This window comes from Methanocorpusculum sp. GPch4 (assembly GCF_012062385.1).
GTDB classification, from domain to species: Archaea; Halobacteriota; Methanomicrobia; order Methanomicrobiales; family Methanocorpusculaceae; genus Methanocorpusculum; species Methanocorpusculum parvum.
In genome coordinates, this window is the sequence record NZ_SIJA01000025.1 from 1 (window position 1) to 13,567 (window position 13,567).

Sequence of the window (13,567 nt, forward strand, 5' to 3'; positions counted from 1 at the left end):
GCAGACACGTTTTTTTGTTTTTGTTTGTTGTTTGTATCACTTCCTGAGGGTTTTTCCTCATACTATTGTTGGATGTTTTTGGAGATGATGGTGCGTTTTTTGGTTGCCTGATAGGCGCGAAGAGGCGCGGATAGGTGCGGAGCGGCGCGGATAGGTGCGGATAGATGAAGAAAGATGAAAATAGAACCGCGAAATAAATTTTTGGGGGTTTTTGGTGTGGACTCATGAGATTAGTTAACCGCGAACCGCAAATCAGAGATTTGCTCTCCGCTTCGGGTCTTTGACCCTCGCTTGAATAAGCCCAAATGGGCAAAGCCCATTTGAGGCGGCACGCAAGCCTTTGGCTTGCACGCCTCCGCGAATCCTCGCGTTCGCAAAGTTTCACTTTGCTCTCCGCTTCGGGCTTCCAGCCCTCGCTTGAATCGCATTTTCCTTGCGTTCGGGTGCTATGCTCCGGCTGATGCGTGCAAATCGAAGATTTGCGTGCCGCCTCAAATGGGCTTTGCCCATTTGGGCTTATTCGCGGTTCTTTTACTCGTGCTTCCACACTCAACCTTACCCCTCCCGAAGCGGAGAGCAAACTGAAAGTTTGCGACCGCGGTTGTTTCTCTTTCCCGAATCGATCCATTCATCTCTCTTCCCGCACGCTATTCCATCCGCACCCGCCATTACTCCCTTCTACGATCCATGCATGGCGCTCCAGAACTCATCCGCACCCCCCTCCTTCCTCCGACCCCCCTTAGCGACGCATGCGCCAAAGCCGCGTCTTCTTTTCCGGATGGAGATGGTATTCGCCGTTAGCGCCTGCTGATATATAAGTCAAGGATTTCTTAGAGCAGAATCTATTGCCCAATGGATACTCTCATATGAAGGTAAAGAGATATTATATGAGAATACAGGGCGTGGGAACTTGGATACAGCAGATGCAAATACAGCAATAGCAGCGATCATACCTGCCTACAATGAGGGGCTCGTGATTGGCAGCGTTGTTTTGAACGCACGCCGGTTTGCCGGTCATGTGATCGTGGTCGATGACGGATCCAAAGACAACACGTCGGAAATCGCCCGTCTTGCCGGTGCCGAGGTTATCACCCTCGAAGAGAACGCCGGGAAATCACATGCGATGATGATCGCCTTTGCCCGCGCGAAGGAGATCGGTTCACCGGCTACGGTGATGCTTGACGGCGACGGTCAGCATGATCCTGCCGAGATCCCGGCAGTTGCCGCGCCGGTTCTTGCCGGAGCTGCCGATCTTGTGGTCGGGTCACGGTTCCTGAATGCAAAGGATTCTGAGGAGATCCCCGGATACCGTCAGATCGGTCAGAAGGTGCTGAACAGTGCGACGAATGTTTCATCCGGGATGAAGTGTTCGGATTCCCAGTCGGGATACCGCGCGCTGTCGCGGAAAGCTTTGGAGAATATGGACTTCGCCGCAAACGGGTATGGTATCGAGTCTGAGATGCTCGCGCATTTTGCGGAACGTGGTCTTGTGATCACCGAGGTGCCGATCACGGTCACCTACGAAGTGCCGCACAAGCATAAGATGAATCCGGTGAAGCACGGCCTTTCAGTTCTGGGGGGCATTATACAGCTGGTGAGTATCAAGCGGCCTCTGATGTGTTTCGGTGTTCCGGGTTTCATTCTGACGGTCGTTGGTATCTTTATGGCAGTCCAGGCGTTTGATATCGTTGCAAAGACCGGTGTCTGGTCAACGAATGTTACGCTGATCTCCATGATGATGCTGATGCTTGGTATGCTGCTCGTTATTACGGCGCTGATTTTGTATTCGATATCGGCGCTGATGAGGAAGTAAAAGGCATGTATCGCAGTTTCGGGAACGTATTGTCTCACTCAAATCCCGTGAAAGAGCTGTGCTATCCTGACTTGTTACGATTTGTAACGATCAGGCGGCCGGTGACGGCGTTCGGGATCCCCGGGCTGATCATTCTTATCGTCGAGATGATGAGAGAGTGAATGATTCACGTTGGCTTGATCTTTGGGACACGTCCGGAGATAATTAAATTTTCCTCATTGATTCGTTTGTGCAGCACACACAGTAATTTATCATTTTTTCTTCTCCATACCGGTCAACATTACTCCTATGAGTTGGATAAAATCTTTTTCGATGAACTGAATCTTCCAAACCCGGATTACAATCTTCACATCGGTTCAGCCCCCCACGGGGAGCAGACCGGCAAAATGCTCATAGGCATTGAACAGATCCTGCTCAAAGAAAAGCCGGACGTCGTCCTCGTCCTCGGCGACCCCAACTCAGCTCTGGCAGGGGCCCTTGCAGCTGCAAAGCTTCACATACCAGTCTGCCATATCGAAGCCGGAAGACGGAGTCATAACCGCTCCATGCCTGAAGAGCTGAACCGGCTTATGATCGATCATATTGCCGATCACCTGTTCACCCCAAACGAGTGGACCAGACAGAATCTTCTCAATGAAGGGATCGCAGATGACCGCATCATCGTCAGCGGGGATCCTATTGTGGATGTCGTCACAAGCAGCAGGGAAGCCGCAGAAGTGCGCTTTGACATCTTACAACGATTTAGTCTTGAGCCTGAAAAATACTTCCTGCTTACCCTTCATCGCCCGGAGAATACCGACAGCCCCGCCAAACTGCAAACGATACTGAACACCCTGGATCTCATCTCTGCAAAGTATGCATATCCGGTCATATTCCCCTGTCACCCGCGTACAAAAAAAGTGCTTGCAATGCATAAGCTGATCCCAAAAAATATTCTGATAACAGAGCCGCTTGGCTACATGGATTTTCTTCAGTTGGAGACTCACGCTTCTGTTCTACTCACCGACTCAGGTTCCATGCAGGAGGAAGCCTGCATTTTGCATGTTCCCTGTGTGACCCTGCGCGATGATACAGAGCGCCCGGAAACTGTTCAAATTGGGGCCAATACTCTTGCCGGTACCAGACCTGAGTGTATTATGGATGCTGTGGAATCTATGCTGCATGGGGATAAAAACTGGCAAAATCCCTTCGGGGAACCGGGCGTATCAGAACGTATTATACACCATGTGCTCCATATAATTACAAAGATAGCATGAGTTACCAGCAGTCCCTTAATAATAAAACGATCCTTGTGACCGGCGGAACCGGCTCCTTTGGTCATCAGGTCGTTGAGAAGATCCTTGAGGTCGCCAACCCCAACGAGATCATCATCTTCAGCCGCGACGAAAAGAAGCAGTTTGATATGAGGAATGAGTTCCAGAACGACAAACTCACCTTTATTGTCGGAGATGTTCGGGACAAAGACTCTGTTACGAAAGTCATGAAAAACGATGTTGACTATGTCTTCCACGCAGCAGCCTTAAAACAGGTCCCATCCTGTGAGTTTTTCCCGCTTGAAGCGATCAAAACCAATATCCTTGGAGCCTCCAATGTTCTTGACGCAGCCGAGGAGCAGAATGTCGAAAAAGTCGTCATTCTCAGTACCGATAAAGCTGTTTACCCCATCAATGCGATGGGTATGACCAAGGCACTCATGGAAAAACTCATGCTTGCCAAGGCACGTTCGTCTCGTTCCGAGACTATCTTTTGCGGAGTCCGTTATGGAAATGTCATGTACTCCCGCGGCTCTGTCTTTCCACTCTTTTTAGAGCAGATGCAGCGTGGTCTTCCAATCACTGTTACCGAGCCCAATATGACCAGATTCCTGCTCCCGCTCCCTGTTGCGATCGATCTTGTTCTTTTTGCTATGGTAAATGGTGAGAATGGTGACATCCATGTACGGAAGTCTCCTGCTGCAACCGTTCAGCATATGGCTGAGGCGATGCGTGATCTCTTTAAGCCGGATACCGAGATAAAATCCATTGGTATTCGCGAAGGAGAAAAGATGCATGAGACCCTGGTGACCCGCGAAGAACTCATGAAAGCTGTTGAATATGATGATTACTACCGGATCCGCAATCTGGAAAAGATCGATTACGACAAATACTTCTCCGAAGGAAAATCGGTCCCTGTTCCAACAGAAGATTACAACTCATTCAACACCCGACGCTTAAGCCTTGATGAGACTAAGGAACTCCTACTCTCCCTCAGAGAAATCCAGGAAGCGCTCAAACACCCGGTCGTATGAAACTCAGAGTCGGCATAACCGGACAGAACGGCTTCATCGGTTATCACGCAGTGCAGCAGCTCCGCTTATTCCCGGAAAAATATGAAATAATCCCCTTTAAAAAGGAATACTTCAATGATCCTGCCGGACTGCAGCAGTTTGTGAAAAGCTGTGATGCCATTATCCATCTTGCTGCCATGAACCGTGGAGACGAGAAGGATGTTTATGCAACCAATGTCTCGCTCGTCAAAAAACTCATCGCTGCGATGGGCACAGCAGGTGCCGCTCCGCATATTCTCTTTTCCTCCTCCACGCAGGAAACCAGAGGCAATCTCTATGGTAACTCAAAGAAAGAGGGAGCTGAGCTGTTTGCAGCATGGGCAGAAAAGAACCATGCGGTCTTCTCGCACTTTGTGATCCCGAATGTATTCGGACCATTCAGTAGGCCTTATTATAACACCGTTGTTGCAACCTTCTGTCATCAGCTGACGCACAACGAGACGCCAAGAGTTGATGTCGACGCAGCGATGAATCTGATCTATGTGGGCGATTTGGCAAAAGAGTTCATCGCTCATCTGCATGATGAAACATCAGCAGTCATCTCCCCGCAGCCGGTTGCCGAGATCAGCGTCAGCGGTCTGCTTGCCAAGCTGGAAGAGTTCAAGACATGGTATTTTGAAAAAGGGATGATTCCAGCCTTGCCGACCCGTTTCGATGTTGATCTCTTCAACACCTTCCGCAGTTTTGCAAACGATATCATACCCATCTATCCGGAGCTGCATACTGATCCGCGAGGAGCCTTCGTGGAGGTCATGAAGGAGATGACTGGCGGTCAGACGTCGTTTTCAACGACCGTGCCGGGTATAACCCGCGGGAACCATTATCATCTGCGAAAGATCGAACGGTTCTGCGTGGTGAAAGGCAAAGCACTGATCCGGACGCGGCGCGTGGGAACTGACATCGTGAATGAATACGAGGTCAACGGCGGGAAGCCGGCCTGCATCGATATGCCGATCTACTACACCCATAATATTACAAACATCGGTGATGAGGAGCTCCTGACGATTTTCTGGATCAATGAGCTCTTTGATCCAAACGACCCCGACACTTACTATGAGGTAGTGTAACATAGGTGCTCTGATAGAGATGAACATACTGCTGATAACTGCAAACTATGCTCCGGAAATTGGAAGTTCTGCACAGATCTATCAGGATCTTGCAAACGGATTTGTTAAGAACGGTCACACGGTTCATATCTTAACGTCATATCCAAGAGATTATACGCTGACAGATGGTGACAGGGTGAGACAGCTTCCATTGGACACTGAAGAAAATGGTGTCGTTGTTCATCGGGTCAGACACCCATCCAAACGCGACAGCATTATTGTCCGCGGCCTTGAACATTTCTATATTCCTCTTTATTATTTCAGAAAGTACAAAGAGGTCTGCAGGTCAGCAGAAATAAAATTTGATGCATGTATCCATCATATTCCACCCCTCCCTTTGTATTATCTGGCTAGGTGGATCAAGAGATATGACGGAACACCATCTATCTTTAATATGCAGGATTATCACCCTCAGGAGCTCACGGATGTTGGATTTATGAAAAATCCGGTTATTATTTCTGTCCTGAAGCATATTGAGCGAAAGGCGTACAAGAATGCGGATTTTCTTGCAGTAAACTCTCATGGCGGTATCCCCTATGTTGTTTCACGCGGTGCTGATGCTGAAAAAATAGAGACTATCTTCAATCCTATCTCTCTTGATATCATCGATGACCCTTCCATACCCGGCAATTTTAAAGAGCTCGAAGATATTGGTGGTAAGTTCCTCGTTACTTATGCTGGGATTCTCTCCCCGTTCCAGGGAATAGATATAATACTTGATGCGGCCCAGCGTCTCTCACACAGAGATGACATTCTCTTTTATATTGTAGGTGACGGGATGGAACGAGAACGGCTTGAAAAGCGGGTGACTGGCGAAAATATCTCCAATGTACGGATTCACAAATTTCTTCCAAGGAGGGAGTATCTGAATCTGATCAAGTCAACAGATGTTGCCCTCATTTCTCTGGACGAGCGGATGAAGGCACCCTGTCTTCCTGGAAAGACCATTAATCTTATGGCAATGAAAAAAGCAATTCTTGCACTTGTCTCTGTTGACAGTGAAACTGCAGATATTATCGGCAAAGCGAAGTGCGGAGAGGTAACTCCGCCCAGTAATGTACAGGGTATCTGCGATGCTGTTATTCGCATGGCAGATAATGCAGCACTTCGTGCTGAATATGGTGCATACGGGAGAGCATATCTTATGGAAAATATGGCACAAAATGTTGTTGTGCATCAGTATGAAGATGTAATCAAACGACTAAATCACAAGCATCCAATTACAAAAAATCAGGTGAATTAACATGGGAAAGAGCAAACTGAAAGTCATGACCATCATTGGCACCCGCCCGGAGATCATCCGCCTGGCTTGTGTCATGCAGGAACTGGACAAGTATGTCAACCAGATCATCGTTCACACCGGCCAGAATTATGATTACGAGCTGAATGAGATATTCTTTAAGGAACTGGAGATTCGAAAGCCGGACCACTTCATGAATGTGGACACCTCCTCGCTTGGGAATGTCTTAGGCGGCATTCTTATCAAAGCAGAAGAGATCATGCGGGCAGAGCAGCCTGATGCAGTCCTCATCCTTGGAGATACCAACAGCAGTATTGCAGGTATCATTGCAAAGCGGATGAAGATTCCTATCTATCATATGGAGGCCGGGAACAGATGTTTTGATCAGAATGTTCCAGAAGAGATCAACCGCAAAATCATCGATCATATTGCCGACTTCAATCTGGTGTATACGGAGCATGCCCGGCGGCATCTGTTATCCGAAGGACTGCAGCATCGGAGGATCTATCTGACAGGTTCCCCGATGTATGAAGTCCTGCATAAGTATGAGGACAAGATCACATCTTCCAAAGTTTTAGAAGAGTTAGGATTAGAGGACAAGAACTATTTCGCTGTCAGTGCACATCGCGAAGAAAATGTGGATGATCCGGCGCATCTGCGCAGTATTCTGACAGTCCTGAATACACTTGCGAAGGAGTATGATGTGCCGGTAATCGTCTCGACGCATCCGCGTACACGCAAGCGGTTGGAGAGTGTTTCTGATGTGGAGATGGATCCCCGCGTGCGGTTTTTGAAGCCGTTCGGGTTCTTTGATTATGTGCATCTGGAGATGCATGCCCTTTGTTCGATCTCGGACAGCGGGACGATTTCGGAAGAAGCGGCAGTGATGAAGTTCCCGGCGGTGACGATTCGTGAAGCGATCGAACGGCCAGAAGCGCTGGATACGGGTTCGATCATTATGACTGGGCTGGATGCGGATGTTGTGCTGGCATCTATTGCTTTGGTGATAGATAAGCATGGAGCAGATGCAAAGCGGCAGATACCCGCTGAGTATGCAGTTGAGAACACGGCTGAGCGGGTTGTAAAGCTGGTGCTGGGAACGGCAGGACTGAGCAATGGATGGTGGGGGATAAGAAGTTAATTATTCACTCACAATTTTATTTATTATTTTTTCAGTATTTGCGGTATAATTATTAGTTAAATTAGAGTCTGACCAATTGATGTGTCAATCCGTTGGACATAAATTTACTGATTGATATTGAATCATCTCAGAATATAATGGATCAATTTTTTTAACTATTGGATGGTATCAAGGATGAGTGAAACCTACCGAATCAGACTTATTTTTGGGTTTTATCGATAATTTGAAAAGTGTGTATTGTCCACGAACACTGCGTGCTAATGAGATAGCTCACGAGTTTTCAGTTCGCGAACTTCTGAAATCCGTTATGTAAATGCGCTAACATCAACATAAGTGATTCTATATATATTGAAAAATATATGATTACTACAATTACTGTAAATCATTATGATAATATCATTGAAAAAAATATATTATGAAGGAATAAGTGTTTTATGAAAATATTACAAATTCTCACATATTTCTCTCCAAAAATGGGGGGTGAGTATAATGTCTGTTACAATTTATCCAAAACTCTATGTGAAATGGGGCATGATGTTACCATTCTCACAACTGATGTATATTATGATTTCAGAGTTGACAACTCTTTATCAAATTTACTAATAGTCCCATTTCATTGCGTATCTAACATAGCTGGTTTTCTGTATACTCCATCTATGAAGTCTTGGTTGGCTAATCATATTAGAGAGTATGATATTGTACATATTCATGGGTATCGTGGATATCAAACAATTATTGCAGCAAAATATGCCCTAAAATATTCTATCCCCTATGTTATTCAACCGCATGGATCTTTTCCAAGAATCATTGCAAAACAAAGCCTGAAAAAACTCTATGACATTGTATGGGGCAATAAAGTTTTGAAGGGAGCACAGAAAATAATTGCTGTATCAAGGTTTGAGCAAACTTCCTTGATTGAATGTGGGATTGAGGCAGATAATATCCTAGTTATATATAATGGATTACCTGTTGAGAGATTTCTAACATATGTTTCCAGAGATACTATTGTTTCTGACGATAATCGTAATAATAAAACAATATTGTATTTGGGGCGTCTCAATCAACGGAAGGGAATTGACATTTTAATTAGAGCCTTTTATCAATTAACTTTTAAGATGCCAAATGTTCTGCTAAGAATTGCAGGAAGTGATGATGGTTACAAGAACACGCTCGTGAACTTGTGTCATAATCTACAAATTGAAGATAAGGTTGAGTTTTTAGATTTTGTTAAGGATGACATTTCAGAATACAAATATTCTGATGTTTTAGTATACCCCTCTATTGCCGAGATATTTGGCTTAGTTCCATTCGAAGCAATTCTCTCAGGAACCCCAGTTATAGTTACTGACGATTGCGGATGTGGTGAAATAATTCAGGAGATGGATGCAGGATATTTAGTACATTATGGTGATGTTATGGGACTAGCTAATCAAATTGAATATGTATTAACACATCCACTTGAGAATTCCCATAAAGTTCAAAAAGGTAAGGAATATATAATAAATCATCTTTCGTGGACAATGATTGCTAAAGAGTATTTGCAGGAATATGAGTCACAAATAATGTATCCTGACATAAATAACGATATTTTACATAAGTAATATATAGAGAATTTCTACCAACCCTCCTTTTTTAAGAAGCAGTTGTTGCCCAATCTCTTTCGCCCCTCATTTACCCCAAAAAAGCAGATTCACCCCTCATATCTTATAGTTTTTCCCTTCTCTTTACAAGAATAATTCGAAAGCTTACGCTCTTGACCTCTTTAAATCTATGGTCTTTAGCTGATAGATATTATAACAAAATGCAGCCAACATATTTTTCACTCGTACTCTTTGCAGCGTTGTTACCTTCACCAACCCTGCGTGAAAAACATTTTTGATCACTGCATAGGGTCTCTCCCCCTTTGCTCTCATCCTACTTATTCGCATATTTCTCAGTTTATCTCGTATGCCAATAGGATGTCCTCTCGCTCCCCGTTTCATTGTGGCACTATATCCCCTTACATTTTGCTCCCTGATATCCCCGATCCCGATAGACCACTTCTCCTTTTTCTGACAGATCCACCTGACTATCATGATCATTTGCCGTAGTGGTTTCAATGCGTCGAATAAGATCGTGCGTTGTATCCATGATGGTATGAAGTTTATAGCCATAGTGCATTTTGCCATTCTTGGGCATGATTTTTCCATCTTTATCCCGTCGTGTGTTTGCCTGCTCTCCTCGCGGCGTTTCTTTCTTACAATGACCTGGTTCAGCATACACAAACGTTGCATCCTGAATCAAAGTGAGCGAAGCGAAACGGAAAGCAAGGCTCTGCCTTGCGCACTGCCTTGTTCAATTTTGAGACCTTTCAGGTCAAGCTGTCTCTGAAACTCTTGCCAAACCAATACGTCAACGCCTGATTCAGACATGCGCTCCCGAAATAACCAGATTGTTGAATTGTCGGGTATTTTGTCAGGACGCCCAAGGATTCGCAAAGTCGACTCTTGCTCACCGTTTCGGGCTAACGCCCTCACTTACCATGCCAAAAAGAAAGACGATCATAAATTTCACGTTCAACGGCGTGAATATTCCGCTCTAAATGAGCCATGTAAAACGCTAACGTGAGCCTCGAAGAACGCAATAATGAACTACGCAAAACGCGAACGTGAACCCCTTCCCTCTCAGAAATCTTGTAGCAAATATTCATACTTTTTTGCACACCATCTAACCTTGGGCCCAAAAAAAGCCCAAGGAAAAATCCCATGACAAACCATAAAGAAATTCTTCGACTGAAGAATCTGAAAATGGAACATCAGCAAATTGCAGATACTTGTTCCTGCTCAGTATCTACCGTCAAGCGTACGCTAAAACACGCCGGTGAAACTGGCATAGACTGGACCTCCATCAAAGATGTTCCCTGTGATGAAGTAACGCGTATGCTTCACGTATCCAACCATCTAACTCCGCCGCGCAAAACCCTGGATTACCCCTACCTTCAACAGGAATTGTCGAAAAGTGGGGTAACACTCAACCTTCTCTGGTTAGAATACTGTGAACAATGCCGACTGTCCGGTGAAACCCCGTATCGATCCACGCAATTCAATAAACTCTACCGCGATTACCTCCAGAAAACCAAAGCCACCATGCATCTTGAACATAAACGCGGGGATATCATGGAAGTAGATTGGGCAGGTACAACGCTCACCGTTATTGAGAGAACAACAGGAAAACCCGCGAAAGCATATATCTTCATTGCCGTACTTCCCTAGAGCGAATACAGCTATCTGGAAGCTTTCCTTTCCCTGGATCGGGAAGCCTGAATACCGCACACATATCTGAAAACAGGTGTAATCAGAAATGGAAAAGATGACACGATCATCAATAAAACCTATCTGAAACTTGCAGAACACTATGGAACAGCAGTCCTCCCTGCACGCATAAGGTCACCCAAAGACAAAGCATCAGTTGAAGGTGTCGTCGGCAATATCACCACGCAGATCCTGGCCAAACTTCGCAACCCGCAGTATCTCTCATAATTTGATCTCAATGAAGATCTGCACCATCATCTCAACGAGTTCAATACCACACCATTTCAGAAAAAGGAGGGAAGCCGTTCCTCCCGTTTCATCGTAGAACAGCCCTTTCTTTTTCCCCTGCCAAAAACTCCCTATGAATTGGCAGTCTGGAGAGTTGCCACCGTCCAGTACAATTATCATGTAAGCGTTGAGCATAAAAACTATTCGTGCCCCTATGAATATATCCGGAAAAAAGTGGATATTCGTATGACGCACAAGGTCGTTGAGCTATTTTATCAAGGGACGCGCATCGCCTCCCATCCGCGATTGTATGACGGTATGGGTTCTTACAGTACAACAATGGATCACATGCCGCCTGAACACCGGAAATATCTTACGTGGAATGGAGATCGTTTCAGAAAATGGGCGCGAAAATGGGAGAGAATACGTTTGCTGTTTTTGATTTCTTTCTTATCAATCCGAAGGTTGAACAGCAGGGATACAAAGCTTGTATGGGATTGCTGAAGCTTGGAGATACCTATTCCCAGCAGCAGCTTGAATCGGCATGTAAGAAGCTGCTGCAGCCTACATCCAAACCAAGTTTGCATGGCGTGAGACTGATTCTCAAGAGCGAAGGAGAGAAGAACATTGCCGAAGAGTATGAGGAGAATAGGATGAAAACATCGAAATACGGGATCACCCGCGGTCCTGATTATTACAAAATGGGTGACCTCTGATGTTGAGTGAGACGACGATCGATATGTTTCATGAGCTGCATCTTTCCAAGATGGGGGAGATGTTTCGGGAATTTCTGGGAAGTGCAGAATTCGCAGATTTATCTTTTGAAGAGAAGGTTGGTATTATGGTTGATCGTGAGTGGTCATCAAGAAGAAGCAGTAGGTTGTCCCGACTATGTAAAGGATCGGGATACGTAATTTCGGATGCATGTGTCGAGAATATCAATTATGCTGCTCAGAGAAAACTGAATAAGGCGATGATTGCCAGATTATCGGCATGTACGTTTATTCAGGATGCAAATAACATTATCATTCAGGGGGCCACGGGGACGGGGAAGACGTATTTGAGTTGTGCGCTGGGGGTGTCGGCAAATAGGAATTTCTATCCCGCAAAGTATTTTCGACTTCCGGATTTGCTGTCAGATCTGGAGAATGCAAGGATAAATGGGACGTATCCTAAAGTTATCAGAGAGGTTCAGCGAGTGAAGTTGTTGATTCTGGATGAATGGATGCTGTATCCCCTCACGAAAACGGAGGCGAGAGATATTCTGGAAATTGTGGATGCGCGATATAAGCGTCACTCAACGATCTTTTGTTCTCAGTTTGAGGTGGGTGGATGGTATGAAAAGATTGGTGATGCGACATTGGCTGATGCAATTTGCGATAGGATTGTAAATAATGCATACAGGGTTGTGCTGGAGGGGGAGTCTATGAGAAAAATTCTGGGAGGGGTGGAGTAACACTTTTCGGTTTTTTCATACCTCTATTTTTCATACGGTAAAGGTGGTTCATGTTCGCGTTTTGCGCAGTTCATTATTGCGTTCTTTGAGGCTCACGTTAGCGTTTTACATGGCTCATTTGGAACGTAATATTCAACGGCGAGATCAGACAGATTATACCAGACTTCCAGAAGCTGAATCTTGAACATGAGAATTACATCGACATTGGGATGACCGCCCTTGCCGGATTTATTTGCATACATGGATTCAAGAAGAGGGCGAAAAACATCCCAATCAAGTGTTTTACCAACATCGGAGAGACGGTCGCCAAGTTTTTCATAACGTTCGTGATAGGCCTGGTTGAGACCAAAGCTGCTGAAAGTCCCCATACATACTACTCAACGTACGAAAAGAAAGTACTTTCTGTCGAAAAAAAAGGTTGTTAGAAATTCTCATTAATTCCAATCATATATATAATGTGCTATATGCTTGGTGGAACTAAGCAGGATTCTTATATTTTTGTATACTGGGTTTTTGATATAATATAATCATCACTCATCTAATTTATATTTTTAACTCAATAAGATACTGTTCAATCTCCTTCTCATCAATACAACGAGCAGTAAATGATGAAAATTCACCAATTGGTACAGACGTGAAGCCATCTGGGGGAGTGAACTGATGATTATTTTTCGTATCATATATATGTGGAGGATAGACAATGAACATCTCCTCATTTTCATAGGCAAAAGCTGATTCCTGCTCGGTCATCAGTTCTTCGTAGAGTTTTTCTCCCACACGCTTTCCAATTATCTCTATCGGATGCTCTTCTTCTTTATACCCATACTTCGGAGCTATTTTTTTCAGCATAACTTTTGCGAGATCGATAATTTTCAACACCGGCATCTTCAAAATGAAGATCTCCATCCCTTTAGCCATCATTCCGGCTTTGATTACAAGATTGACTGATTGTGGAATGGTCAATACA

At 45.0% G+C, this 13,567-nt stretch carries 13 protein-coding genes and 1 pseudogene; 10 read left to right on the top strand and 4 right to left on the bottom strand.

What is annotated here, in order from left to right; genetic code table 11:
* Positions 1-910: 910 nt before the first annotated feature.
* The 7 genes from EYA77_RS01875 to EYA77_RS01905 all read left to right on the top strand — a co-directional run bounded on the left by EYA77_RS01875 (position 911) and on the right by EYA77_RS01905 (position 9,227).
* On the top strand, positions 911-1,813 hold the full coding sequence (locus tag EYA77_RS01875; RefSeq protein WP_167815694.1) for a glycosyltransferase family 2 protein: 903 nt from the start codon (positions 911-913) through the stop codon (positions 1,811-1,813).
* A gap of 161 nt (positions 1,814-1,974) precedes the next feature.
* Positions 1,975-3,069, top strand: a complete 1,095-nt coding sequence (wecB, locus tag EYA77_RS01880; protein WP_167815695.1) for a non-hydrolyzing UDP-N-acetylglucosamine 2-epimerase — start codon at positions 1,975-1,977, stop codon at positions 3,067-3,069.
* On the top strand, positions 3,066-4,100 hold the full coding sequence (locus EYA77_RS01885; protein WP_167815696.1) for a polysaccharide biosynthesis protein: 1,035 nt from the start codon (positions 3,066-3,068) through the stop codon (positions 4,098-4,100). Before wecB (EYA77_RS01880) ends, EYA77_RS01885 begins: the two co-directional genes overlap by 4 nt.
* On the top strand, positions 4,097-5,206 hold the full coding sequence (locus EYA77_RS01890) for an NAD-dependent epimerase/dehydratase family protein (protein WP_167815697.1): 1,110 nt from the start codon (positions 4,097-4,099) through the stop codon (positions 5,204-5,206). Before EYA77_RS01885 ends, EYA77_RS01890 begins: the two co-directional genes overlap by 4 nt.
* Before the next feature lie 19 nt (positions 5,207-5,225).
* Positions 5,226-6,488, top strand: a complete 1,263-nt coding sequence (locus EYA77_RS01895) for a glycosyltransferase family 4 protein (protein WP_167815698.1) — start codon at positions 5,226-5,228, stop codon at positions 6,486-6,488.
* 1 nt (position 6,489) lies between these two features.
* A complete protein-coding gene (gene wecB / locus EYA77_RS01900) occupies positions 6,490-7,626 on the top strand; it encodes a non-hydrolyzing UDP-N-acetylglucosamine 2-epimerase (RefSeq protein WP_167815699.1) in 1,137 nt (378 codons plus the stop codon).
* Between the two features lie 434 nt (positions 7,627-8,060).
* A complete protein-coding gene (locus EYA77_RS01905; protein WP_167815700.1) occupies positions 8,061-9,227 on the top strand; it encodes a glycosyltransferase family 4 protein in 1,167 nt (388 codons plus the stop codon).
* 144 nt (positions 9,228-9,371) lie between these two features.
* Here the strand turns inward: EYA77_RS01905 and EYA77_RS01910 are convergent.
* A pseudogene (locus tag EYA77_RS01910) lies at positions 9,372-10,129 on the bottom strand (transposase); the annotation flags it as partial.
* 241 nt (positions 10,130-10,370) lie between these two features.
* Between EYA77_RS01910 and EYA77_RS09760 the strand changes: the two are divergent.
* A complete protein-coding gene (locus EYA77_RS09760; RefSeq protein ID WP_209314980.1) occupies positions 10,371-10,877 on the top strand; it encodes a hypothetical protein in 507 nt (168 codons plus the stop codon).
* 261 nt (positions 10,878-11,138) lie between these two features.
* On the opposite strand, the gene EYA77_RS09765 is transcribed toward EYA77_RS09760, so the two are convergent.
* Positions 11,139-11,339, bottom strand: a complete 201-nt coding sequence (locus EYA77_RS09765) for a hypothetical protein (protein WP_209314981.1) — start codon at positions 11,337-11,339, stop codon at positions 11,139-11,141.
* 218 nt (positions 11,340-11,557) lie between these two features.
* On the opposite strand from EYA77_RS09765, the gene EYA77_RS09770 reads away from it, so the two are divergent.
* Together EYA77_RS09770 and istB are read left to right on the top strand one after the other, a co-directional pair.
* Positions 11,558-11,860: a hypothetical protein gene (locus EYA77_RS09770; protein ID WP_209314982.1), complete on the top strand. Its 303-nt coding sequence runs from the start codon at positions 11,558-11,560 to the stop codon at positions 11,858-11,860.
* Positions 11,860-12,600, top strand: coding sequence for an IS21-like element helper ATPase IstB (gene istB / locus EYA77_RS01920; RefSeq protein ID WP_167815702.1), 741 nt, complete (start codon positions 11,860-11,862; stop codon positions 12,598-12,600). Before EYA77_RS09770 ends, istB begins: the two co-directional genes overlap by 1 nt.
* A gap of 92 nt (positions 12,601-12,692) precedes the next feature.
* On the opposite strand, the gene EYA77_RS01925 is transcribed toward istB, so the two are convergent.
* Both EYA77_RS01925 and EYA77_RS01930 read right to left on the bottom strand, forming a co-directional pair.
* A complete protein-coding gene (locus EYA77_RS01925) occupies positions 12,693-12,968 on the bottom strand; it encodes a transposase (protein WP_167815703.1) in 276 nt (91 codons plus the stop codon).
* Between the two features lie 175 nt (positions 12,969-13,143).
* On the bottom strand, positions 13,144-13,567 hold a 424-nt coding region (locus EYA77_RS01930; RefSeq protein WP_167815704.1), incomplete at its 5' end, for a polysaccharide biosynthesis protein.

What these genes read in the sequence shown, in the direction of transcription:
- wecB (WP_167815695.1), top strand. Translation starts at nt 1,975, where the DNA reads ATGATTCACGTTGGCTTGATCTTTGGGACACGTCCGGAGATAATTAAA.
- EYA77_RS01885 (WP_167815696.1), top strand. Translation starts at nt 3,066, where the DNA reads ATGAGTTACCAGCAGTCCCTTAATAATAAAACGATCCTTGTGACCGGC.
- EYA77_RS01890 (WP_167815697.1), top strand. Translation starts at nt 4,097, where the DNA reads ATGAAACTCAGAGTCGGCATAACCGGACAGAACGGCTTCATCGGTTAT.
- EYA77_RS01895 (WP_167815698.1), top strand. Translation starts at nt 5,226, where the DNA reads ATGAACATACTGCTGATAACTGCAAACTATGCTCCGGAAATTGGAAGT.
- wecB (WP_167815699.1), top strand. Translation starts at nt 6,490, where the DNA reads ATGGGAAAGAGCAAACTGAAAGTCATGACCATCATTGGCACCCGCCCG.
- EYA77_RS01905 (WP_167815700.1), top strand. Translation starts at nt 8,061, where the DNA reads ATGAAAATATTACAAATTCTCACATATTTCTCTCCAAAAATGGGGGGT.
- EYA77_RS09760 (WP_209314980.1), top strand. Translation starts at nt 10,371, where the DNA reads ATGACAAACCATAAAGAAATTCTTCGACTGAAGAATCTGAAAATGGAA.
- EYA77_RS09765 (WP_209314981.1), bottom strand. Translation starts at nt 11,339, where the DNA reads ATGCTCAACGCTTACATGATAATTGTACTGGACGGTGGCAACTCTCCA.
- EYA77_RS09770 (WP_209314982.1), top strand. Translation starts at nt 11,558, where the DNA reads ATGGGAGAGAATACGTTTGCTGTTTTTGATTTCTTTCTTATCAATCCG.
- istB (WP_167815702.1), top strand. Translation starts at nt 11,860, where the DNA reads ATGTTGAGTGAGACGACGATCGATATGTTTCATGAGCTGCATCTTTCC.
- EYA77_RS01925 (WP_167815703.1), bottom strand. Translation starts at nt 12,968, where the DNA reads ATGGGGACTTTCAGCAGCTTTGGTCTCAACCAGGCCTATCACGAACGT.